This window comes from Sphingobacterium paludis (assembly GCF_004364125.1).
GTDB lineage: Bacteria > Bacteroidota > Bacteroidia > Sphingobacteriales > Sphingobacteriaceae > Sphingobacterium > Sphingobacterium paludis.
This window is the reverse complement of record NZ_SNZV01000002.1, coordinates 254,628-279,205: the sequence shown is the minus strand read 5'-3', so window position 1 is coordinate 279,205 and position 24,578 is coordinate 254,628. Positions and strand designations below refer to the sequence as shown.

The window sequence follows — 24,578 nt, the reverse complement described above, 5'->3', positions numbered from 1 at the left end:
TGAAAAAGCCTTTAATATGGCAGGATCAAATTCGAATAGCTTGGTAAACCATGTCAATATTGCTGAAAATGCCACCCCGAGCAGACGGAATGGCAAGCCACCGGGTTATCGCGATATCGACTATCCCAAATTCATCATCATATTATGCTCCTCAATCATCTTCCTTAAATTATTCAGCGCGTAACGCATTCTTCCCAAAGCCGTGTTGATGCTCACTTCTGTAATATCGGCTATTTCCTTAAAGCTCATATCACAAAAATGCCGCATAATAAGAACCTCTTTCTGGTCATCCGGAAGTCGCTGTATAATTTTGCGTAGATCAACGTTACGCTGGTTCAGCACGAGCTTGGATTCCGCACTCTCATCGGCAAACTCCAGTACGCCAAAAATGTCATAGCCATCACTACTGACCACGGTAGGACTTCTTTTTGCCTTCCGAAAATGGTCTATCACCATGTTTTGAGCAATACGCACCACCCAAGGTAAAAATTTACCTTCGTCATTATAACGACCAGACTTTAATGTATTGATTACCTTGATAAAGGTCTCCTGAAAAATATCCTCAGCGAGATATTCATCTTTTACCTGAAGATAGATGGATGTATATATCTTAGTTTTATACCTATTCAGTAAGATCTCGATCCCCGCTTCCTCCCCCGCTACATACGCCTGAATAAGTTCTAGATCACTTTTTTCTTTTAAAGCTTTCATAATAAATCTCCCAGATTTAGTTTGAATTAATTTTAAGAGTAAAGTGTTTTATAGGCTATCCTTTTTTTTGATTACAACCCAAATCAACTGAAAAAATACGAAGATTCAAATTGGATAATTGATATTTAACATTTATTTACATTCCACAACACACCCGTTATACAACTGCAAAACAGCTTGGATGAAGCATTGTTTCCTGAAAAAAAAATAAATGACCACTATAATTAGCGTTACGTCGAATAAAAAAAGAGCCCCACCGTATAGAAGTGAGGCTCAAATACCACGTAGGGCAATAATCTATTTATAGAGCGGGAACGCAGCCATCAACGATTTTACTTTATCGTGGATAGCGGAAAGCGCAGCATCATCGGAACGATTAGCCAATGCATCATGAATAAACTCCCCTATTTGAATGATTTCATTTTCTTTCACACCGCGTGTGGTAATAGCGGCCGTACCAAAACGAACACCTGACGTTACAAAAGGTGAGCGCGTATCAAAAGGAACCATGTTTTTATTGGTCGTAATACCTGCTTTACCTAACACGGCTTCGGCCTCTTTACCAGAAATATCTTTGTTACGCAAATCCACCAACATCAAATGGTTGTCTGTACCGCCAGAAATGATATTATAGTCTTTTTCAACAAAAAACTGAGCCAAAGCAGCGGCATTTTTCTTCACTTGTTGAATATAGGTCAAATACTCATCCGACAGGGCCTCACCATAGGCAATAGCTTTTGCCGCGATCGTATGTTCTAACGGACCACCTTGGGTACCTGGGAAAACCGCTAAATCCAACAATTGCGTAATCGTGCGGATCTCGCCTTTCGGTGTCTTTATGCCCCAAGGGTTTTCGAAATCTTGACCGACCATGATCATACCGCCGCGAGGACCGCGAAGTGTCTTGTGCGTAGTTGTCGTAACGATATGACAGTGTGGTAGCGGATCGTTTAATAAACCCCGTGCAATCAGACCAGCAGGGTGAGATACATCGGCCACAACAAGTGCTCCAATTTCATCAGCAACCTTGCGGATGCGCGCATAATCCCAATCGCGCGAATAAGCTGATGCACCACAGATAATCACTTTGGGCTTTTCTTGCAATGCAATTTCTTCAAGCTTCTCGTAATCGATAAGACCAGTGTCTTCCTTCACACCATAGAATAAGGGCTCGTAAAGTTTACCGGAAAAGTTTGCTGGCGAACCATGGGTTAAGTGGCCACCATGCGATAGATCGAAACCTAGAATCTTATCACCAGGCTTTAGTATAGCTAGGAACACCGCAGCGTTAGCCTGTGCGCCAGAGTGCGGTTGTACATTCACCCAACTTGCGCCAAACAACTTTTTAGCCCGATCAATTGCGATAGTCTCAATCTCATCAACCACCTCGCAACCGCCATAATAACGTTTGCCCGGCAAGCCCTCTGCATACTTGTTGGTTAAAACAGAACCTGCAGCTTCCATCACTTGCTTACTGACAAAATTCTCCGAAGCGATTAACTCAACACCCTCTTCTTGGCGCTTTAGCTCATCAGCTATTAGGTTAAAAACGACCTGATCTCTTTCCATTATTTTATTCTTAAAGAGTAAATTTTATTAAACTTCTAAATGCGATGCAAATATAATATAAATCCAACAAAAACATGCCCACCAACTTGGCATATCTTCCCGATCTTGCGAACTACGTATGTTTCATCGCGCTCTGCAGGGGTTGTTCTTGTTTTATCGCTGACCTTGGTTACGCTTGATAGCTGGAATAGCGTCAGGCCATTCTCGCTCATGCTCCCAAACCTCGTCAATGGAATTTCATAACCTAGATTTACTTATTTTAAATGATGGCGCCTGTGATTACTGCCGGTTGTGTGCAATGTTTTATTAGTGTCAAAAATGCCGCCTATCTAAAAATCTGTCTAAAAATATGTAAATTTGTTCGTTAAGTAAGGCATAATTTTGAACACGACGAATATGACAACAGCAACTGCTACAGCTCCCGTAAGCTTAACCCAAGGAGCTGTTAATGAATTAAAAAAATTGATCGATCAACAAGAGATAGGCCCAGATTTCGGTTTGCGCGTAGGCGTAGAAGGTGGCGGATGTTCAGGCATGAGCTACATTCTAGGCTTTGATCAAATGAAAGAAGGCGATAGCGAATATAGCATTGAAGGAATCCGCATTTTCATGAACAAAGCACACGGCCTTTATCTTGCCGGCATGGAAATCGACTTCAAAAACGGTTTAGACTCGCGCGGCTTTACCTTCAATAATCCTAACGCGACGAGCACCTGCGGTTGCGGTAGTTCATTTTCTTCCTAACACGTACGCTGAAGAAGAAGATTTCCGTCAGTTATGGAACACCAATACAATGCGTCTTTGCCAACCAAATATACGGAAGCGAAGACGCATTGTCGCTGATGGAACGATAGCTCTCATTCACCTCTGCGGTGCATGCATTATACTTCCTACTTAATCCCGCCTCGACGCTTGCCGGGCCAACTCTTTCCTGTATTAGAAAGCACACATTGCGTTTTAGATAGCTTTTTTCATGTAAAATGAGGCTGCTCTTTGCTGCGCTGATCATTTATTCTTATCGCGTATTAAGCGGCGTTAAACAAGGCCGATTCCCGCACGATTAGCTATTTCTTCTTAAATTAAAAATCATTAAATTAGCGACCTTTATAAAACAACAGCAAATTCGGATGTACAAGGAATATAAGCAGTTAAATCTGCCGGAAATAGGGAAAGAAATATTGAAGCGTTGGGAGTCGAATAATATCTTTGAAAAGAGTATCTCGAATCGCCCAGCAAGTAAACCATATACCTTTTACGAAGGCCCTCCTTCGGCAAACGGCATGCCGGGCATACACCACGTCATGGCTCGCTCTATTAAAGATATTTTCTGTCGTTATAAAACCTTGAAAGGCTACCAAGTGAAGCGCAAAGGGGGGTGGGATACGCACGGGTTGCCTATTGAACTTGCTGTGGAAAAAACCTTGGGCATTACCAAAGAAGATATTGGTAAAAAGATTTCTGTGGAAGCTTATAATGAAGCTTGCCGGAAAGAGGTCATGAAATATACCGATGTATGGAACGATCTGACTCAAAAGATGGGATACTGGGTTGATTTGGATAATCCATACATTACTTATCAAAATGAGTATATTGAAACCCTATGGTATCTGTTGAAAGAACTGTACAAAAAAGGGTTGCTTTATAAAGGTTACACCATACAGCCTTATTCACCCGCTGCCGGAACAGGCTTAAGTTCTCATGAATTGAACCAACCTGGCACCTACAAAGATGTAAAAGATACAACCATTGTTGCAGAGTTTCGTCTTGACAAAACGCAGGTGCACCCTCTGGTTAGCACCTTGGTAGAGACTGAGGAAGAAGATGTAGCCTTTATCGCTTGGACAACGACTCCTTGGACGTTACCGAGCAATACAGCGTTAGTGGTGGGGAAGAACATTGACTACGTTAAAATCAAAACATTCAACCAGTACACAGGCTTGCCGGTATCGGTTATATTGGCGAAAAACTTAATCAGCAAGCACTTTAAGGCTGAGGCCAAGGATGCGCCATTTCAAGATTTTCAAGTAGGTGCTAAGCTTGTGCCTTGGGAAGTAGCAGGAGAATTTAAAGGCGAAGCCCTTGTAGGCTTACGCTACCATCAGTTGTTGCCATATATCACAAGCGAAGCGTTGCAACGCGATGCTTTTCGTGTTATCCCCGGTGATTTTGTAACGACAGAGGATGGTACAGGTATTGTACACGCCGCCCCGACCTACGGTGCCGATGACTTTCGCGTGAGCAAGGAAAACGGTATCCCGGCAATTTTGGTACGCGACGAAAATGGCAAGGATGTGCCTACGGTAGATCGCACTGGCCGTTTTGTGAAGGAGATTACCGACTTTGCTGGCCGCTTCGTAAAAGAAGAATATTACAGCGCTGAGGAGCGTGCCGATAAAGAGTTCCGTCCGACCGATGTGTTGATCGCCATCAAACTAAAAGAAGAAAACAAGGCATTTGATGTCAAAAAATACGAACACACTTACCCGCATTGTTGGCGCACGGACAAGCCGGTTTTGTATTACCCGCTCGACAGTTGGTTTATCCGCACGACAGCCGTGAAAGAACAGTTGGTAGGTTTAAATAAAACCATCAACTGGAAACCGGAAACCACAGGGTCAGGTCGATTTGGAAATTGGCTAGAAAACCTTGTCGACTGGAACCTCTCGCGGTCACGCTATTGGGGTACTCCATTGCCTATTTGGCGCTCTGCGGATGAAAATGAAGAGTTGTGTATTGGTTCCCTTCCTGAATTAAAAAGCCAATTGCTTTATGCCATTGAATCTTCCGTCTTAAGTGCAGAAGAGAAAGCCATAAATCAAGAGTATCTTGATAAATTTGATACCGATGCGCTGGACTTGCACCGTCCGTACGTAGACAATGTGGTGCTGGTATCGGAAAATGGACAGAAGATGTTTCGCGAGCTTGACCTTATCGATGTTTGGTTTGATTCAGGAGCTATGCCTTACGCACAATGGGGCCTCGATCACGAGAAGCTCGAAAATGGCGACGAATATCCGTTCAAAGAGGGTTACGAACAGGCATTCCCTGCAGACTTTATTGCCGAAGGCGTGGATCAGACAAGAGGCTGGTTCTTCACGTTACATGCCATTTCCACAATGATCCGGGGTTCAGTAGCCTTTAAAAATGTGATATCCAACGGATTGGTACTGGACAAGAACGGCAACAAAATGTCTAAACGCCTCGGTAATGGCGTAGATCCGTTTTCCACGATCGATCAATATAGTGCCGACGCTACGCGCTGGTATATGATCAGTAATGCTGCACCTTGGGACAACCTGAAGTTTAACGTGGAAGGTCTCGATGAGGTTCGCCGTAAATTTTTCGGAACATTATACAATACCTATGCATTCTTCGCGCTATATGCCAATATTGATAAGTTCTCGTATAGCGAAGCCGATATAGCACTGGAAAAACGTCCGGAGATCGATCGTTGGATTATTTCGTTACTGAACAGCTTGACGAAGGAAGTGGACGAATGTTATGCAGATTACGAGCCCACGAGAGCCGCGCGTGCTATCCAAAATTTCGTTGATGAGCATTTGAGTAACTGGTACGTTCGCTTGTGTCGTCGCCGCTTTTGGAAAGGCGAATATACAGAAGATAAGATCTCGGCCTATCAAACACTGTATACGTGTTTGGATACGGTAGCAAAACTGATGTCGCCTATATCGCCATTTTTCTCTGACCAGTTGTTTCTGGATTTGCAGGCCGGAACACAAAAAGACAGCAAAGAATCTGTACACTTGACAGACTTTCCTCTGTATCGTGAGGAATTGGTAGATAAAGATTTGGAAGAACGGATGTCCATAGCACAAGATATCTCTTCCCTGACACTTTCTTTGCGCAAAAAAACAGGAATAAACGTTCGCCAACCTTTAAATAAAATTTTGGTACCCGTCTTGGACAGCTCCTTCCAAACGCGCGTGGAAAAGGTGAAAGAACTGATTCTATCAGAAACAAACATCAAGGAAATAGCCTTCATTACCGACACAACCGGCATAATTAAAAAGAAAATAAAACCGAATTTCAAAGTTCTTGGCGCGAAAGTTGGTAAGGATATGAAAACTGTCGCAGCAGCAATACAAAGTCTTGATGATTCACAAATTAATACGTTAGAAAAATCGGGATCCTTGGCGCTAGCTGGAACAACATATAGTATCAAACCGGAGGATGTAGAAATTATCGCAGAGGATGTTGCTGGGTGGCAGGTAGCTAATCTTGGAAAATTAACCGTAGCATTAGACGTCAATATCACAGAAGAATTGAGGAAAGAAGGTCTTTCACGAGAATTGGTGAATAGAATTCAGAACCTTCGTAAAGAAAAGGGATTTGAAGTTACCGATAAAATTCACGTAAACGTAACACAAAATACTGAAATTCAAGACGCTGTCAAAGATAATTTGTCGTATATTTGCACCGAAATTCTAGCAAACTCTTTAGACTTTAACGAAGCAGTTGAATCCGGAGATACTATCGAGATCGATGGTATAGAATTAAAGGTATTAATTGGTAAAATTTAATTTATGGGAACGACTAACGAAAAAACACGCTACAGCGATGCCGAACTTCAGGAGTTTAAAGATATCATTCTGGAGAAGCTTCGCATTGCAAAGGAAGAGTTATCCGCACTAACTTCAACATTGAGTAACAGTAATGCCAATGGTACGGATGATACGGCGGGCACGTACAAGACGCTTGAAGATGGCTCTGCTACATTGGAAAAGGAGCAAGTAAACCAATTGGCGGCGCGTCAAAAGAAATTTATTGATAATCTTGAAGCAGCCTTGGTTCGTATCGAAAACAAAACGTATGGCATTTGCCGTGAAACGGGCAAACTTATCCAAAAGGAGCGTTTAAAAGCAGTTCCACACACGACGTTGAGCATCGAAGCTAAGAACAAACAGTATTAATTTTTAATGAATTTTAGAATGAGGATGCCTCCATATTTTGGGGCTGCCTCATTTTTCATCTATATGAAAGGCTACACAAAACCACTCGTACTCATTGCCGTCATCCTTCTCGTTGATCAATTGTCTAAATTTTGGGTAAAACTGAACATGACCATTGGTCAAGACTTTAACGTTTTGGGGAATAAATTCCTGATTCACTTCATTGAAAACAATGGCATGGCCTGGGGAATGGAGTTCGGCGGCGAGTTCGGAAAGTTGTTTTTGACATTATTCCGGATAATCGCGGTAGCGGGTATTGGTTATGGGCTATTTTACATGGTCAAGAATAAGTACCACAGAGGATTTATATTAAACGTAGCGCTGATATTTGCGGGCGCACTCGGAAACATTATCGATTCCACCTTTTATGGTCTCATCTTTAGCGAAAGCACCTTTTATGACAAAGCAGTTTTGTTCCCAGATGGAGGTGGATATTCTTCGCTGTTCCATGGTAAAGTCGTGGACATGCTGTACTTCCCCTTAGTAGAAGGAACCTTCCCCGACTGGTTTCCCGTATGGGGAGGTGAACATTTCTTGTTTTTCCGGCCTGTTTTTAATGTAGCTGATTCAGCAATATCTGTCGGCGTATTTCTAATACTGATCTTTCAACGGCGCTACTTCAAAGAAGAGCATGTCGAGAAAGAATCGGCAAATAGCGAAGTTTTGGAAGATTAACAGCAGCCCCGATTCGATCCCGATTCGGGGCTTCTTTTTTCCCCACGTCCAGATGCATCGACAAACATCGATGTACCGCTTCCCTTCTGGCCTGCAAGTTGCATATCCTAACGAATTTTTCTAAGTTTGAACATGAAAGAAAATCTCCGCAATTTAAGAACGGTAATGCTTTGCTTATCGTTGTTGTCACTCGGAAAAATTGCCTTCGCACAGATGGACACCGAACGGTTGAAGAAACACATCTATTTTCTTGCTGATGACAACATGAAAGGACGCGGAACAGGCTCCAAACAGGTGAAAAAAGCAGCCAACTATATCGAAAAAGAGTTCAAGCGCTATGGGCTTACCCCCAAAGGCGAAAAGGGGTACCGCCAAACGTTCACGGCAAAGGTAACGCGGGTGGTCGTGAAAGACAGCATCCGCAAAGCAGACAACATCATTGGGTTTATAGACAATGGTGCGCCATACACCATTGTGATAGGCGCCCACTATGATCATTTGGGAGAGGGGCATCAAGGTAGTTCACGAGATTCCCTAGGGGTTGGCAAGATTCACAATGGTGCTGATGATAATGCCTCTGGGGTTGCTGGTTTACTGGAATTGGCTCGCCATTACGCAACCAATACGGAAAAAGAGAAGTGCAATTTGCTGTTTATCGCATTTGGGGCGGAGGAACTCGGCTTATTGGGTTCCAAATATTTTACAGAGCATCCTACCCTACCGCTAGCTGACATGCAGTGGATGTTGAATATGGATATGATAGGCCGCTATAACCCTGAAAATGGACTTGCTATCATTGGATACGGTACCAGTTCAAAATTCCCGGCAATATTTACGAACGTTAAAAGTGACATTAAATTTTACACCAGCAAAGATGGCAACGGTGGTTCTGATCAAACATCATTTTATAAAAAGAATATCCCCGTATTGTTCTTCCATACTGGGGGGCATGATGATTACCATAAACCGGGAGATGATGCGGATAAGATTGATTACAAAGCCTTACACGCTATACTAGAATTGGAAAGAATGGTGATAGACAATTCCATGAACGAAGCAAAAATGGATTTTATATGGACAAATTAAGGGATCAGCGTGAAAAACGCATTCTCGTAACGGGCTCGAATGGATTCCTTGGTCAGAAGCTTATTGATAAACTGGCGAGTGCCCCGAATGCCACGGTACTGGCTACATCAAAAAGCAGCAATCGAAATCCAAACAAAATCGGGTATACCTTTGTGGCATGTGATCTGGAAGACGATGGATCTTTTCTTAAGCTGGTAGCGAGCTTCTCACCTACCCATATCATCCACACGGCTGCAATAACCAGCGTAGAACTTTGCGATCGTGATCCGGAATTGTGCGAGCGCGTGAATGTCTTGTTTGTAGAGCGACTGGCTAAAATTTGTTCGGCACACGGAATACATTTGACGTTTTTATCTACCGATTTTGTATTTGACGGGAAGAAGGGCCCCTATGGGGAAGATGATTTGCCAACCCCCTGTAATGCCTACGGGCAAAGCAAGCTGCTTGCCGAGCAAGCCATCCAGAACACGGACTGCACCTGTGCCATTTTGCGCACGATACTTGTCTATGGTGTGATCAACGATCCCAACCGATCGAACCTCGTCCTTTGGGTGAAGAATAAACTAGCCCAAGGCGAAACCATAACCGTGGTAAAAGACCAATGGCGTATGCCGACTTGGGTTGACGACCTCGCAGACGCCTGTATCTTGGCGGCGCAAAAGGAGGCCTCCGGGATATACCATATCTCCAGTGAGCAACTCTTCAGCATTTTGGAAATCGCACAGCAGGTAGCCGATTTTTGGCGGCTGGATCAGCAGCTCATTCAGCCTATCTCGGCTGCGGATATTGGACAGGCAGAAAACAGACCTGCCAAAACAGGATTTATACTAACGAAATCGAAACAAGAGCTTGGCTTTCGCCCTACCCCGTTACGACAATCATTTGAAGCAATAAAGAGACAATTAGCATTATACACGCAGCCATGAATACAAAATTAGCAAAGGAATCCTACACCGAAATGAACGAACTGGTGTTACCAAATGATACCAACACGTTCGGAAACCTCATGGGCGGGCGGTTATTGTACTGGATGGATATCTGCGCAGCAATGGCCGCGCAAAAACATTCCAACAGTCCGGTAGTTACCGTCTCTGTAGACAATGTATCATTCAAACGGTCGATAAAATTAGGTGAAGTCGTCACGATACAGGCGCAAGTGACGCGGGCTTTTTCGACATCTATGGAGGTACGTATGGAAATATTCGCGCAAAACCTTCCCGAAGGAACACGGGAAAAGTCCAATGAGGCCTACTACACCTTTGTCGCGATCAATAAAGACAATCAGCCTACAAAAGTGCCTGAGCTTATTCCGGAAACAACACTTGAACATGAACTGTACGAGCGGGCGTCACAGCGCCGAGCTTTACGGCTGATACTGAGTGGGAAGATCAAGCCTGAAGACGCTATTGAGCTCAAAAATATTGTGAATGCGGCGCTAAAGGATTAGCAGCTCATAAAAATCTAGATCAACGTAGCGAAAACGCGCCATTGCTTGGTAACGGACCCTGGCAATGACGCGTTTTTTATAGGATGATCTTTATAGGACTTATCTATTGTTATCCTGCATTGCCGAGCGCGATGATCCGATCAAACTCCTCTACTTTTAGCGGCATAACAGAAAGTCTCCCTTGGCGCACAAGTGCGATATCCTGTAGAAATTCGTCGGCCTTAATGGTTTCCAGCGTTACTGGCGTTTTAAAAGTTTCCACCGGAGCCAAATCCACCACGACCCAACGTTCATCGTCCGTCGTCGGATCTTGATAAAACTCTTTCACCACTTTTGCTAAGCCCACGATCTCCTTCCCTTCATTACTATGGTAAAAGAGCACAAGATCGCCGTTTTTCATCGCTTTGAGATTGTTACGAGCTTGATAATTCCGTACACCATCCCAAAAGGTTTCTCCATCTTTATTAAACTGATCCCAGCTATATTTAAAGGGCTCAGACTTGACAAGGAAATAATTCATCGTATTACGTTTCAATAAAGGAGGTACTCCGTTTAAGATTCTTGTTCCAATACTTCCATTTTATCACCAAAGTGTGCACAGTAATCCCGCAAATCCGCGATGACTTTTTCGGCCATAGGATCACCACCTGAGGCGCGTAAAAACGAATCGCCTAATGTCTGTAGGGTTTCGTAAAAGAATCTTTTCATCTCATCATACGGCATCTCTTTTGTCCAAAGATCAATGCGCAACGAGTTCTTGTACTGTGCATCCCACAAGGCTAGAAACATCGCTTTGGCAGGCATTTGGTCGGCTGTCTCGCCGTCTGTTGATGACCAATCAATACTATCTGGAACGTTGTTTTCATCTAAAACAACATTCAGTTTTATTTCTGCTTTCTTCATTTTTATACGTTATTTTTTTTTTGTCGAGACCATGGCTGCAATCCAAATCTAAATTGGGTTGGAAAAGCACCAATGGCCTATCGACTAATTCCAAAATATTTTCAAACCGACAGCTAGTATTCCCGAAACAAGGACAAAGCCTATTTCCAAGATCCATAGCTTTTTTATATCCTTCACAAAAACCCTGAACAAAATATCGGCAAAGAGCAAGCTTCCTGTAAAAAGGGCGACTTGCCACCAAGGTAAAAGCAGCTGCTCGCTTCCCCACTCGGATATTATCCAAGTAATCACACAGGCCAGCACGATATTTAGCGGGGTCAATCTCATGTATTAGCGTCCTTTTTTAGTTTTTACACCCGTTCTTTTTTTTCCAGAAGCTTTCTGGCGGGCGTTGCTTTTATGCGCATGTTTCTTCTCGTGAAAGGCTCCTTTAAAATCTGGGTTTTCCTTCCGCTTCTGCGCATCGATCTCCCGAGCTATATCCTGCTTTTCTTCATAGCCCGTATCTTCCACAAATACATTTGCTGGAAACTCCTTCCGCGGTATTTCTTGCCGAATCAATTTTTCGATCTTTTCAATGTAATACGCTTCTGCCGGGTTACAAAACGTAATGGCATCACCTTCGTTGTAAGCACGCCCCGTACGCCCAATACGGTGCACATAATCTTCCACCACAATAGGTACATCAAAATTAAAGACATGACTAACGTTGGATACATCCAACCCTCGCGCTGCAACATCAGTTGCTACTAAAATACGGATAGACCCTTCTTTAAAAGCGTTGATAGAATTTATGCGCGTATTTTGACCCTTGTTGGCATGGATCACACGCACATGCTCATCGCCATATTTACGCTCCAAAAAGTGAAAGACATTGTCTGCCACGTTTTTCGTTTTACAGAAAACGATTATACGATGAAAAGATTCGCTATCGAGCAGCAAGTACTGCAACAAGTTTAACTTGGTTTTTAGATTAGGCACCTCATACAGGCTTTGCGCCACAGTCTGTGCAGGCGTTGCCTGCTCCGTTACTTCGATCACGGTTGGGAAAGCAAGGAAGTCGCCGGATATTTTACGGACCAACTCACTCATGGTAGCAGAAAAGAGCAGGTTTTGGCGCTTTCGCGGCACAACTTCTAAAATCCTGTGAATCTTCCCAATAAATCCCATATCCATCATCTTATCGGCTTCATCCATCACCAAAAACTTCAAACTTTTCAGGTTGATATCCCCCTCTAAGTATAAATCGAGAAAACGCCCAGGTGTAGCGACGATGATGTCACAGCCTTTCGCAAGCTGCTCTTTCTGCGTCTTTGGTCCTAAACCGCCGTAAAGCACGATCGTGCGCAGGTCTAAATACGTAGAAAACGTACGCACATTCTCTTCAATCTGCATCGCCAGCTCGCGGGTCGGAGACAATATCAAGGCGCGTGGGTCTTGGCCCTGAGCATACTTCAATTTCATGAGTAAAGGCAAGACGAAAGCGGCGGTCTTTCCTGTACCGGTCTGAGCAATCCCCATTACATCCTGCCCCGCTAAAATCGGCGTGATTGCTTTTTGTTGTATTTCTGTAGGTATACGGTAACCAGCCTCTTCAATTGCATTAAGCAGTTGCCTATTAAGTTTGAAATCTTCAAATGATGCCATTTGGCAAAGATAAAGAAATGAATCCACATGGGTTTTATTATTCCGCAGATATGACATTGCGCTTTATCTTGCTACTAAATTCTTCTTAAATTTTGATTTGAACAGGATTTAAATCAACTTTGTCACACATTAATTGGTTGAAAACATGAAAAAAATCTGGATTTTCTTACTACTATCGGTAGTGAGTATGACGACTTTCGCCGACGAGGGAATGTGGTTTTTAATGCACCTAAAGCGTCTTAATGAGGCCGACATGCAGAAGAAAGGCCTCAAACTGACGGCGGAAGAAATTTATAGTATAAACAATTCTTCATTAAAGGATGCAATCGTCCAATTCAATGGTGGTTGTACGGCAGAAATCGTCTCTGGACAAGGGTTGGTCTTCACCAATCACCATTGCGGCTATGGCGCTATCGCCGAACTATCGACACCGGAGAATGACCACTTGACGAATGGCTTCTGGGCAAAATCCCTGACAGAAGAGTTAAAGCCCAAATCACTTTCCGTTCGTTTCTTTGTGCGTATGGATGACGTTTCAAAACGCATCTTGGGATTGGTGAACAATGACATGAGCGAAAAAGAGCGCGAAAAGATCATCAACCAAGAGATCGCAAAGATTGAAAAGGAAAACAGCGAGGACGGCAAGTATGTGGTATCGGTAAAATCCTTTTACAATGGAAATGAATACTACTACTTCGTTTACCAAGACTACACCGACGTGCGTTTGGTGGGTACGCCGCCTAACAGCATCGGTAAGTTTGGCGGCGACACGGATAACTGGGAATGGCCTCGACATACGGGAGACTTTTCAATTTTCCGCGTGTATGGCGACAAAAATGGAAACCCAGCAGCCTACTCTACAGAAAATGTACCGCTCAAGCCTAAACACTTTCTCCCGGTAAGCTTGAAAGGCATCAAGGAAGGTGACTTCTCCATGATCCTGGGCTACCCCGGAAGAACCAACCGCTGGATGACCGCCGCAGGTATCGATCAAAACGTAAACTACGCTTACCCAGCTTGGGTAGAAGCCTCGAAAGTAGGTATGGATGCCATGAAGAAACACATGGACAAAGACCAAGCCGTGAAGCTGAATTATGCTTCGACCTATTCCGGCGTGGCGAATTACTGGAAAAATCGCCAGGGAATGATCGATGCCCTAACGAAACACAATACCGCAGCGACGAAACGTGTAGCGGAAGCGAAGTTCCAAAAATGGGCGAACAAAAAAGCGAATAAGAGCCTTTATGCAGACGTGCTTCCTACAATTAATGCATACTACGAAGCTACGAATGATAAAGCAAGACATGATAACTATCTTATCGGTATGCTTCGCTCTTCGACATTTGCGGCATTGCCATATAGCTTAGGTGCTGCTTTAAAACAGTATGCGGCGGCAAATGAAGCGAAGCGCGCAGAAATGCGTCCAAATTTTGAAGCAGGCTTTACAGAGACCTTTGAAAACATCTATCTGCCATTAGAAATCGACGTATTAGCTGACGAGCTTAATCTGTACGCAAAGAAAGCGGGAAACATCGCACCGTACATCGAAGAGCTTAACAAAAAGAATGCGGGATCATTCGGCCCTGAGGTGCAAGCCGCTTTCGACAAAAGCATCTTCTCCTCGGCAGAAAAATTGCAAGCATTCTTAACTAATCCATCAGCCGATGTGATCGATACCGATCCTTTGTACCTGATCTCCAAATCATTAATGGATAAATACCGCGAAAAATCACCGGAGGCTGATGCTTTGGCTGATAAATATCAAGCAGCATACCGCAAGTATATAGCAGGTGTATTGGCTTCCAATCCAAAAGGTAAGTATTATCCGGATGCAAACTCCACGCTACGTTTAACTTATGGAACAATTAGAGCATTGCCACAAGACCCGCGAAACGATGCGAAAATCAATAACTACACCACGTTGAAGGGCACCATCGCTAAATACAAACCCAATGATGAGGAGTTTGATTTGCCAAAACGGTTGATGGAGCTGTACGAAGCGAAAGACTATGGCCGCTACGCCGATAAAGAAGGCTATATGCCGGTCAACTTTTTGAGCGATCATGATATTACAGGAGGTAATTCAGGATCACCGGTATTAAATGGCAATGGAGAACTTATTGGCTTAGCTTTTGATGGAAACATTGAGGCCATGGCCGGTGATGTGATTTTCGATCCAAAACTTCAACGGACGATCTCTGTCGATATTCGCTATGTGTTGTTTATTATCGATAAGTTCGCGGGTGCTCAAAACATTATTAACGAGCTGAAAATCATCGAATAAGGGCTTTTCGCCCAAATAAATTGGGTTTTTATTTTAAAAATCGGATATTAGTTCTTTGTTTTTGAATATTTATTATATCTTAGAACAAGAATTAAGAGAAACTTAAAATTATATAATTGAAAATGGAAAATTACAACAAATTAAAAAGCTTAATAGCTTCAATCGAAGGCGATGCAGACAAATTCTTCAACAACGGAAATTCAGCTGCAGGTACACGTGTACGTAAAGGCTTACAAGAGATCAAAACGTTAGCACAGGAGATTCGTAACGAAGTTACTTCGAAGAAAAACGACGAAAAGAAATAATTTTTTGAGTTTAATAAAAAATCCCCTTCATTTCGTTGGGGATTTTTTATTGACGTCTCTTTTGTCCGTAACGGCCTACAACAACATATTGACCATCATAAAATTAAACTCAGCCTCCGTATACCAATCGCCTACCCGAAGTCGATCCCGCATAAAGGTTTGAAAATCGGCTCTACGCATAGGTTTATCACGTTTTTTAGCAAACTCACTATGAATTTGTGGCTGCCCCATTTCTACTTTTGTTGCGTAAATACTGTAGTGCTGCTCAGGCACCGCAAAACCTAAAATCATTCCCGGGAGACCATTAGTGCCCATAGGCCCCGAAGATAGTGGAATAGCATCGGTATAGAAAGCCACCACAAATATAGAGTCTAGCAATACACCATTGGCACGGCGGCAGTTATAGCCCGCAATATCCCGGTACTCATTTGTTATTTTCCACTTGATATGCAGCAGCGAGTCCTCCAATAGAACATTTCCACCATTATAGTCGAGCTTATTTTTGAAAACCCCTTTTTCTATATCTTGGTAGTAGCTCCCGGCATAGTCAAAACCATACCATTCCAGGTTGCGCATGATCGCTGTTGACTCCTCCTTCACCGGGTCATACCGCGATTCCGAACCGTTAAATGATAAAATGCTTTTATAAACGTAAGATTCTGGTGCTTTGCTCATCAATTGCTCCATATACGAACGGTCGAAGTTATCGCTTTTTGACAAGGCCATCTTGCGCTTCATAAAGTTCTTGAGGTGCACTCGCTTTTCGAAATGTATGATACCTCCGTCCGGAAAATAGGCGTATTGCCCAAAGCTGAGCGTGGAAAACAATGCATTGACTATACATAAGGTTATAAACTTTTTCATTATTCTGTTCCTCCTTTCATGGATGTGAAATCCCAACTTACTTTTAACATGAAATACCTGGCTATTGTATTATAGCGGTCTTGCACGAGTGTGCTGGCATTTTGGCGCCTAGTAAAACCGATGTTTTGGTTCAGTGCATCGTTAATGAAGAAATTGAGCGTTAAGGATTCATTTTTTAAAAACTTCTTAGTAACACCGGGCTGCCATAAAAACCGTTCGAATTTTTCGGAAAATACCTTTGTCGGGGCTTGATACAGATAATTAATCGTTGAATACACCTTAAGCTTCCATGGCAGATAGTACTCTAAATTCGCATTGCTGTTGTATACAAAGCCATTGCTATTCAGATCGGGCTGCAGCGAGTTTCGAAGCAGACTATAGCCCGGTCTAAATCCTATTGAAAAGTCAAACCCTTTCTTGACGCTTCTATCAAAATTTAGGGATAAAGACAAATCAATATTATCATTCTCGCTCAATGCACCATTGATGTAATTGAAATAGTTATTATACGTACCATCGAAATCCAAACTACCTCTCACTTTTTGCTTTTTTAGCAGATCGCGACCTAGACCTGTCCAAAGACTGACCGTATTCGCCACCCGGTCGAGGTTGGCAAAAGAAAGTGTCCGCCTTCCATTTTCGATCTGGATATTTTGCTGAATATTATTGAACTGCTGTGACCAGTTTAGCGATACGTACATGTATGCATTCTTTAGCATATTATAGGTGTTGAACCGGAGGTTGTAAGAATTGCTTTGCGAAGGGCGTAAGTTTTCGTTCCCCACCACAATATTCAGTTGGTCTGTATTTTGCCGCAATGGCTGGATTTGTGTTAAAGATGGGAGATTGTTATTGCGGTTGAAGCGGAAATACACACTTTTAGATTTAGACATTTTATAGCGGAAAAACACGGTCGGATTGTACGTTATGAAGTTTCTACTCAGATCCATCCCTTCATAATTATTCACTTGGTATAGTTCATCATGACGAACATTATTGGTCAAATTTGCATCAAACAGATCTGAGCGATAATTGAAAGAGAGGTTTGCCGCATGACGCGTCGTATTAAAATCAAAATCGTTACTAAATTCCTGATCCAGCTCATCATACTCACCCGTTGCAGCCGACTGATTGAACGAACTATTGATAGAGGACGATACGCCTCGACTAAATTCATACTGCAGACTAGACGTTAATCGCTTCCATAGTGGCTCGGTGTATGCAATGGACGTGCGAAAGTTATTCCCAAACGACCGCATGGTCTTGCGTTGGTCAATCTCGGAAACACTATCCAACGCAAAAAAATTAGCCGTGGAATTCAACCAACCCTCGCCCTTGCTTTCATTGTGGTTTCCGTTCACACGCAGGGATATTGATCGCCCCTCTTTGCGTAGCTTACGTGTCAAATACGCGCTATAATCTATCGATTGATTGTCCGACTGCATATTTTGGTTCGCGACATTGTCGTTAATCTGATTGCCCTCGCCATCGAACGTATTGGTTTCTTGGGATCGTCTACTTTCTACATTTCCGGCAGCAGCGCCAAGGCTTAATGTCAACGTGGTCAACGAATCAATTTTCAGGTCGTAACGTCCGTTAAAACGATGTTTCTGATCTCGCGCCTTGCTAGAGCTCTCTTCATTGGAATTCAGTACGGCATCCAACAAATTCTCTTGCAAAGTGCGTGTGCTTTCCTCTTCGTTCTCTATGATGCCAAATTTATAGCTGGTATTAAGTTTATGTTTCGAATCCTTCCAAGCATCAGCGAACGACACTCCAGTGCTTAACGCTCTAGGCCGCCCCCTCCCGTTCCAGTAATCCATAGCATCGCCCTGCCAGGAGAATGATACGGAACCATCGTCTGAAACTTCTGTACTTAAATCCGAAAATCCAAATCGATCCCTATCTTCCCAATTCAGTGACACCGTACCATCATTTGATGTAAGGCCAAACACCCCAAGTTTCTGGCTGCCGTTAAACTTGTTAAGGGCGAGCGTTCCGCTGTAGAACCCCCTATCGGTATCGCCACCGCCACCGGCCTCCGTTTTTCCAAACATGCCTTTCTTCGCATCTTCCTTAAGCTTTAAATTGATGGTCTGTATGCGTTGCCCATCATCCACTCCGGTACGATCTGCCTCTTCTGATGTCTTCTCGTAAAGCTGCACCTTGTCCACCATATCTGAACGCACATTACGTGTCACCAAAGTAGGATCATTCCCAAAAAACTCTTCCCCATCTACCAACACCTTTTCTACCGTCTTGCCTTGTGCCGTTATTTTTCCGCTTGCATCTACGGATATACCAGGCAGCATTTTCAGCAAATCCTCCACCTTCGCATTTTTCTCTACTGCAAAACTTGAAGCGTCGTATTCTGTCGTATCGCCTTTAATGACGACGGGAATTTTACCCGTAACGATAACCTCTTCCAGCAACTGGCTCACATTGCTTAAGCGTACCGTCCCTACAGCAACATCGGTTTCGGCGGTGATGGTTTTATAGTAATCACCGTATTTTGGATACGTAATAATGAGCAAGTAGGGAATCGTATCAGGGCGTAATAAGGAAAATCTGCCTTGTTGATCCGTTCGTGTGTGCTGCACTAAAATAGAGTCCTTAGCACGCAGGAGCATAACAGAAGCTTTAGCTAATTTTGTTTCCTGTTCCGTGTCATCCACTACCTCGCCCGTCACTTTGACTTGCGCATGCACCGCAAAAAATCCGGCAAATAGAATGAACCCAACGAGGGCGGTTAGTCTTTTCATAAAAATTGGTAGTATCAGATATCCTATCTACGAAAATATCATAATTCAATCGCTATTCAAACAGTATTGAAATGTTTAACATTTTTTTAACAAACTATCCCACACAATAGCCAACCTGTTCTCCCAATAGAATAAAATTATAATTGCTAGCTTTGCAAAAACACATAGCACATGCAAACGATAAAAGAATATGTTCAATCCAATCAGGAGAGATTTTTAGAAGAGTTGTTCGCCTTATTACGATTCCCTTCGATTAGCGCCGATCCGGCGTACAAGAAGGACGTGGAGAAAACAGCAGACTTCGTTGCTGAAAAACTAAAGGAAGCGGGAGCAGACAACGTCGAGGTTTGTCCGACTGCAGGTAACCCTATTGTTTATGGAGAGAAAATTATATCCGATGATTTACCTACCGTCCTGGTCTATGGCCACTACGATGTGCAACCGGCAGATCCTTTAGAATTATGGGATACGCCACCTTTTGAACCCACCGTCCGTGACGGAAAAATCTATGCACGCGGAGCAGCGGACGATAAAGGTCAGTTTTACATGCATGTAAAAGCCTTCGAATATATGATGAAAAATGACGCCTTAGCTTGTAACATCAAGTTTATGATCGAAGGAGAGGAAGAGGTTGGCTCGGCCAACTTGGCCACCTTTGTAAAAGCAAATAAAGAACGCTTGCAAAACGACGTCATTGTGATTTCCGACACGTCCATGATCAGCATGGAACAGCCGTCCTTGGAAACAGGATTAAGAGGTTTATCCTACGTAGAAGTAGAAGTTACTGGTCCCAATCGAGACCTGCATTCCGGGGTATATGGGGGCGCCGTGGCCAATCCGGCAACTATACTTGCCAAATTGATCGCCTCGCTTCATGATGAGAACAACCATATTGCTATTCCGGGCTTTTATGATGACGTGATTGAATTAAGCGACGAAGAAAGAGATGCGTTGAATAAGGCTCCTTTTGATATTGAGGAATACAAAAGCGATTTGGGCGTAGCGGATGTATGGGGAGAAAAAGGATACAGCAGTATCGAACGCACCGGAACCCGCCCTACCCTAGAGGTGAATGGTATCTGGGGTGGTTATATCGGTGAAGGTGCCAAAACGGTACTTCCATCCAAAGCGTTTGCTAAAATCTCGATGCGTTTAGTACCGAATCAAAACTCGGAGCGGATCACGAATCTTTTCAAAGAACATTTCGAAAAGATTGCACCAAGTTGCGTGACAGTGAAGGTGAAACCACACCATGGGGGCGAACCCGTGGTGACACCAACGGACAGCATTGCTTATAAAGCTGCTGAAAAAGCACTTGAAGATGCGTTTAACAAAAAACCTATACCGACACGTGGCGGAGGTTCTATACCCATCGTCGCACTTTTTGAAAAAGAGCTTGGCGTAAAAACCGTCCTTCTGGGATTCGGATTGGATAGTGACAACTTACACTCCCCAAATGAGAAGTATGGCATAGAAAACTATCTGAAGGGCATTGAAACGATACCTTCGTTTTTCAAATACTTTGCTGAATTGAGTAAATAGCATGCAAGTCTGCCTGCGGTAGCTAGCTACCGCAGGCAGACCTTTCCACCAAACAAACCATCCATAAATCGGCACGTCCTGTTATTTCCCATGCACAGGCTTCTGCCTGTACATGTAAGCCGTTTATACAAACCCTGATGACAAACGCGTCATTGTATATCAAAACAAATTTTCATATGTTTGAAAGATGCTTAGACTATTGAGAAAAATACACCGCTATGCTTATTTTGCATCGGTTCTTTTTTTCTTCGCCTTGGCTTATCCCCTCCTGCTTTTTTATGCGCGCAATCCTCATAAAAATTACCGAAAAATAGTCTCCTTCCGGAAATGGATAAGTGTTGCTGGCATGTATGCTGTTGGTATTCGGATTCATGTAAATTACGAGGCTGATGTGGATTGGTCAAAGACCTATATTATTTGTCCAAATCACACCTCATTCCTCGATATTAGTGTACTGACTTTTCTTTGCAAAACGCCATTTTCATTTATGGGCAAGGATGAATTGTTGCAAAATCCGGTCACCCGCATTTTCTTCGAAACCATAGATATCCCCGTTAAAAGAGACAGCAAAATGTCTTCCTTTAAGGCATACAAAAAAGCACTGGAGCTACTTTTCGATCGAAAATCGTTGGTTATATTTCCGGAGGGAAAGATTGATGACCACTACCCGCCAATTTTGCATCCGTTTAAACCGGGGGCATTTCGCTTGGCTACCGAACATAACATCGCGATACTACCGGTCGTGATACAGGATGCCTGGAAGATATTTTGGGATGACGGGCGAAAATTCGGATCGCAACCGGGCGTGATACACGTCCATGTGCTTGCACCAGTGGAGACCAGCGCTGTTGGAAAAGAAAACGTCATGCAATTGGAAAGGGAAGTATACAATAAAATGAAAGACACTTGGGATCTCTACAATAAATCGTAACTTCATAACAGGCTATAGCGCAAAACGTATGGAACAGCATTTTTTAATTCAGATAGATGATATCGGTAGGGAATATATCATTGGTACAGAAAAGATTCACGCGTTGAAATCCGTTTCGCTAAATATAGAAAAGGGCGAATTTGTAGCGTTGATGGGACCTTCTGGATCCGGAAAATCCACCTTGATGAATATCCTGGGCTGTCTTGACACGCCAAGCAAAGGCCAATATATCCTGAATGGTATCAACGTATCCGATATGACCGAAAACGAGCTCGCAGAAGTGCGCAACAAGGAAATCGGATTTGTCTTCCAAACCTTTAATCTGTTGCCAAAAAGCACTGCTTTAGAAAACGTCGCCCTTCCACTGATCTATGCTGGATACAGTAAAAAGAAAAGAGATGAGCAGGCATTGAAAGCGCTGGAAGACGTCGGGTTAGGTAACCGCGTAGACCATAAACCAAATGAGCTTTCCGGCGGGCAACGTCAACGGGTGGCCGTGGCTCGCGCATTGATTAACAAACCGTCCATTATCTTGGCAGATGAACCTACGGGAAATCTGGATACCAAAACCTCCATAGAAATTATGGGATTGATGGAAAATATCCACGCTAAAGGGAACACGATCATCTTAGTGACCCACGAAGAAGATATCGCTCAACATGCGCACCGGATCGTCCGTATGCGCGATGGACTTATTGAAGATGATTATAAAAATCAACATATCAAATCGGTCATTCCTCGATTAGATGCCTTAAAAGAAAAAGGTTCTGATTTTGAAAAGATATAATTTTAAAAACCTTACACACAAGTAATTATATTATAATAAATTTGATAACACCCATTTGACTTGTTTTATTTAATAATAATGTTATTTTTGCGGAAAATAGCAATTTAAATTATTAGATATGTATTGGACACTAGAATTAGCATCGCATTTGGAAGATGCGCCATGGCCAGCAACTAAAGATGAGTTAATTGACTATGCTATTCGTTCGGGGGCTCCGGTTGAGGTAATTGAAAATCTTCAAGCCTTAGAGGACGACGGAGAGCCATATGAAAACATCGAAGAGATTTGGCCAGACTATCCTACCAAGGATGACTTCTTTTTTAATGAAGATGAGTATTAGATTAACATAAAAAACGTCTCTCCATGAGACGTTTTTTATTGCCCATTAATCCTTGAGGCTCGTACCGTGTCTAACCTACTCATTAAATGAATGAAGATGTATTTTAAGTGTTTCGTCACCTTAATTTTAATGGTTTTGACAATGTCTGTAGGTCATTGCCAGGAGCAAAGTAAAGAAGATCTGGATTTCGCCGTCATTGACTCTTTTTTAACGGATCTAGATGACCCCTCCTTCCGTGCAGACGTTATTTTGAGCAAGCACATCCTCATTGAGCAGACCGATACCGACGAAGGCTATGATTATCTAGAGGCGAGCATCAATGAAATCAGACTAAACCTGCAGAGTAAGCAGCTTGACCAGATTGAGGCGATCCCTTTCCATAAACTCCCCAAAAAAGAGACCCGCGATATTGATCCAGAAGGAAAATCAACAAGTGACATGTATTTCCTATTTTATAAAGGACGGCAGATGCTTGCCCTGTATCTGAAAAATGACAAAATCGCTTCGTTCACGTTGGTATCTAAAGGCAACAATTTAGCGCACTTCGTGACCTACTAATTTCTCTTCAAAAAATTTGCACTTCATTAATAAATATTAGATATTTGTTTTTAACGAATTACAAATGAAAACAATCAATGTAAATAAAGCGTGGTGGTGGCACAACTATTGAAGTTGTGGCAGAAATCTATTGCTTGAAATTTACATCAACAGATAGTGGCTTGCCTGAATAGGTAAGCCTTTTTTATTGCACAGAATTACAATTTATGAAAGAGATATTGGCTCATTTATTTGAGTATAAAACATTTACGAAGGATGAGGCATATACCATACTCACCAACATTGCTACAGGAAAATATGACTCACACCAAATCGCTGCATTCATGACTATATATGGTATGCGTAGCATCCGGGTGGAAGAATTAAGCGGTTTCCGTAATGCTATGTATGATCTGTGTGTCAAGGTGGAGTTGCCGGGATACGAGCTTATTGATCTGTGCGGAACGGGGGGGGATGGAAAAAACACCTTCAATATCTCCACGCTAGCATCTTTTGTGGTAGCCGGTGCCGGCTATAAAGTTGCAAAACATGGGAATGTCGGTGTTTCCTCGGGCTGCGGGTCATCCAATGTGATGGAGCAGCTCGGCTATCGTTTCACGAATGATGTCAGCGAGTTACAACGTCAATTGGATCAAGCAGGTATCTGCTTCCTTCATGCGCCGCTTTTTCACCCCGCCATGAAGACTGTGGCGCCGATCCGCCGCGCGTTAGGCGTTAAAACTTTTTTTAACATGCTGGGACCATTAACAAACCCGGCGAATCCTACATATCAGGCTGTTGGTGTGTTTAGCCTCGAGTTAGCACGTCTCTATAATTACCTTTATCAAAATACCGCCAAGCAATACAGCATTATCCACGCACTGGATGGCTACGATGAAATCTCGATGACAGGAGATTTCAAAATTATCAACAACAACGGCGAAAAATATTACAAAACAGAAGACATAGGCTTCACGCCTATTCAGGCCATTGAACTAGCCGGCGGTGACACTGTAGGCGAGGCTGCTCAAATCTTTCAACATATCATCCGCGGCAACGGCACCTCGGTCCAAAACAATGTCGTGCTTACCAACGCGGCCTTCGCCATCAAAACCATCCATCCGGAAAAAACTTTTGGCGATTGTTTTTATGAAGCAGAAGAATCGCTATTGGGGCTTAATGCCTTAAAAAGTTTTAACACACTAATCGGCAACTAAA

Annotated in this window: 23 protein-coding genes; 15 read left to right on the top strand and 8 right to left on the bottom strand. The window is 43.1% G+C overall.

Features of this window, described 5'->3' with window-relative positions; all coding sequences use genetic code 11:
* Positions 1-120: 120 nt before the first annotated feature.
* Positions 121-711 (bottom strand): RNA polymerase sigma factor, encoded by a 591-nt coding sequence (locus B0I21_RS04120; protein WP_133639203.1) that lies wholly within the window; start codon positions 709-711, stop codon positions 121-123.
* A 297-nt stretch (positions 712-1,008) separates the two neighbouring features.
* Entirely contained in the window at positions 1,009-2,280 is a 1,272-nt protein-coding gene (gene glyA / locus B0I21_RS04115; protein WP_133639202.1) for a serine hydroxymethyltransferase, read from the bottom strand.
* 396 nt (positions 2,281-2,676) lie between these two features.
* On the opposite strand from glyA, the gene B0I21_RS04110 reads away from it, so the two are divergent.
* From B0I21_RS04110 to B0I21_RS04080, 7 genes are all read left to right on the top strand, one after another.
* Complete coding sequence (locus tag B0I21_RS04110) at positions 2,677-3,024, top strand: HesB/IscA family protein (RefSeq protein WP_133639201.1); 348 nt, start codon at positions 2,677-2,679, stop codon at positions 3,022-3,024.
* Between the two features lie 383 nt (positions 3,025-3,407).
* On the top strand, positions 3,408-6,821 hold the full coding sequence (gene ileS, locus B0I21_RS04105) for an isoleucine--tRNA ligase (protein WP_133639200.1): 3,414 nt from the start codon (positions 3,408-3,410) through the stop codon (positions 6,819-6,821).
* A gap of 3 nt (positions 6,822-6,824) precedes the next feature.
* Positions 6,825-7,211: a TraR/DksA family transcriptional regulator gene (locus tag B0I21_RS04100; RefSeq protein WP_037495781.1), complete on the top strand. Its 387-nt coding sequence runs from the start codon at positions 6,825-6,827 to the stop codon at positions 7,209-7,211.
* A gap of 63 nt (positions 7,212-7,274) precedes the next feature.
* Positions 7,275-7,925 carry a lipoprotein signal peptidase gene (locus B0I21_RS04095; RefSeq protein ID WP_133639199.1) on the top strand — a complete coding sequence of 217 codons (651 nt, stop codon included), beginning with the start codon at positions 7,275-7,277 and terminating at the stop codon, positions 7,923-7,925.
* Between the two features lie 132 nt (positions 7,926-8,057).
* Positions 8,058-9,011 (top strand): M20/M25/M40 family metallo-hydrolase, encoded by a 954-nt coding sequence (locus tag B0I21_RS04090; protein ID WP_243835943.1) that lies wholly within the window; start codon positions 8,058-8,060, stop codon positions 9,009-9,011.
* The gene (locus tag B0I21_RS04085; protein WP_133639198.1) at positions 8,999-9,937 is read left to right on the top strand and encodes an SDR family oxidoreductase; all 939 of its coding nucleotides are present in this window, start codon (positions 8,999-9,001) and stop codon (positions 9,935-9,937) included. Before B0I21_RS04090 ends, B0I21_RS04085 begins: the two co-directional genes overlap by 13 nt.
* Positions 9,934-10,458, top strand: coding sequence for an acyl-CoA thioesterase (locus tag B0I21_RS04080; protein WP_133639197.1), 525 nt, complete (start codon positions 9,934-9,936; stop codon positions 10,456-10,458). The genes B0I21_RS04085 and B0I21_RS04080 overlap by 4 nt, the downstream gene beginning before the upstream one ends.
* Positions 10,459-10,567: 109 nt before the next feature.
* On the opposite strand, the gene B0I21_RS04075 is transcribed toward B0I21_RS04080, so the two are convergent.
* From B0I21_RS04075 to B0I21_RS04060, 4 genes are all read right to left on the bottom strand, one after another.
* On the bottom strand, positions 10,568-10,978 hold the full coding sequence (locus B0I21_RS04075; RefSeq protein WP_133639196.1) for an EVE domain-containing protein: 411 nt from the start codon (positions 10,976-10,978) through the stop codon (positions 10,568-10,570).
* 32 nt (positions 10,979-11,010) lie between these two features.
* Positions 11,011-11,361 (bottom strand): gliding motility protein GldC, encoded by a 351-nt coding sequence (gene gldC, locus B0I21_RS04070; RefSeq protein ID WP_133639195.1) that lies wholly within the window; start codon positions 11,359-11,361, stop codon positions 11,011-11,013.
* Positions 11,362-11,445: 84 nt separating this feature from the next.
* Entirely contained in the window at positions 11,446-11,688 is a 243-nt protein-coding gene (locus B0I21_RS04065) for a hypothetical protein (protein ID WP_133639194.1), read from the bottom strand.
* 3 nt (positions 11,689-11,691) lie between these two features.
* Entirely contained in the window at positions 11,692-13,008 is a 1,317-nt protein-coding gene (locus B0I21_RS04060) for a DEAD/DEAH box helicase (RefSeq protein ID WP_133639193.1), read from the bottom strand.
* Between the two features lie 145 nt (positions 13,009-13,153).
* Between B0I21_RS04060 and B0I21_RS04055 the strand changes: the two genes are divergently transcribed.
* Both B0I21_RS04055 and B0I21_RS04050 read left to right on the top strand, forming a co-directional pair.
* Positions 13,154-15,292 (top strand): S46 family peptidase, encoded by a 2,139-nt coding sequence (locus tag B0I21_RS04055; RefSeq protein ID WP_133639192.1) that lies wholly within the window; start codon positions 13,154-13,156, stop codon positions 15,290-15,292.
* Positions 15,293-15,414: 122 nt separating this feature from the next.
* The gene (locus B0I21_RS04050) at positions 15,415-15,597 is read left to right on the top strand and encodes a histone H1 (RefSeq protein WP_133639191.1); all 183 of its coding nucleotides are present in this window, start codon (positions 15,415-15,417) and stop codon (positions 15,595-15,597) included.
* Positions 15,598-15,672: 75 nt separating this feature from the next.
* Here the strand turns inward: B0I21_RS04050 and B0I21_RS04045 are convergent, their stop codons facing one another.
* Together B0I21_RS04045 and B0I21_RS04040 are read right to left on the bottom strand one after the other, a co-directional pair.
* Positions 15,673-16,461 (bottom strand): GLPGLI family protein, encoded by a 789-nt coding sequence (locus B0I21_RS04045; protein ID WP_133639190.1) that lies wholly within the window; start codon positions 16,459-16,461, stop codon positions 15,673-15,675.
* Positions 16,461-19,223 carry an outer membrane beta-barrel protein gene (locus tag B0I21_RS04040; RefSeq protein WP_133639189.1) on the bottom strand — a complete coding sequence of 921 codons (2,763 nt, stop codon included), beginning with the start codon at positions 19,221-19,223 and terminating at the stop codon, positions 16,461-16,463. Before B0I21_RS04040 ends, B0I21_RS04045 begins: the two co-directional genes overlap by 1 nt.
* A 171-nt stretch (positions 19,224-19,394) precedes the next feature.
* On the opposite strand from B0I21_RS04040, the gene B0I21_RS04035 reads away from it, so the two are divergent.
* The 6 genes from B0I21_RS04035 (at position 19,395) to trpD (ending at position 24,577) form a co-directional block, all read left to right on the top strand.
* Entirely contained in the window at positions 19,395-20,765 is a 1,371-nt protein-coding gene (locus B0I21_RS04035; RefSeq protein WP_133639188.1) for a dipeptidase, read from the top strand.
* 187 nt (positions 20,766-20,952) lie between these two features.
* The gene (locus B0I21_RS04030) at positions 20,953-21,696 is read left to right on the top strand and encodes a lysophospholipid acyltransferase family protein (RefSeq protein WP_133639187.1); all 744 of its coding nucleotides are present in this window, start codon (positions 20,953-20,955) and stop codon (positions 21,694-21,696) included.
* A 28-nt stretch (positions 21,697-21,724) separates the two neighbouring features.
* Positions 21,725-22,483 (top strand): ABC transporter ATP-binding protein, encoded by a 759-nt coding sequence (locus B0I21_RS04025; protein ID WP_133639186.1) that lies wholly within the window; start codon positions 21,725-21,727, stop codon positions 22,481-22,483.
* 118 nt (positions 22,484-22,601) lie between these two features.
* Positions 22,602-22,823: a DUF2795 domain-containing protein gene (locus B0I21_RS04020; protein WP_002996718.1), complete on the top strand. Its 222-nt coding sequence runs from the start codon at positions 22,602-22,604 to the stop codon at positions 22,821-22,823.
* A gap of 96 nt (positions 22,824-22,919) precedes the next feature.
* A complete protein-coding gene (locus B0I21_RS04015) occupies positions 22,920-23,381 on the top strand; it encodes a hypothetical protein (RefSeq protein ID WP_133639185.1) in 462 nt (153 codons plus the stop codon).
* A 206-nt stretch (positions 23,382-23,587) separates the two neighbouring features.
* Complete coding sequence (gene trpD, locus B0I21_RS04010) at positions 23,588-24,577, top strand: anthranilate phosphoribosyltransferase (protein ID WP_133639184.1); 990 nt, start codon at positions 23,588-23,590, stop codon at positions 24,575-24,577.
* The last annotated feature ends 1 nt before the right edge of the window (position 24,578 follow it).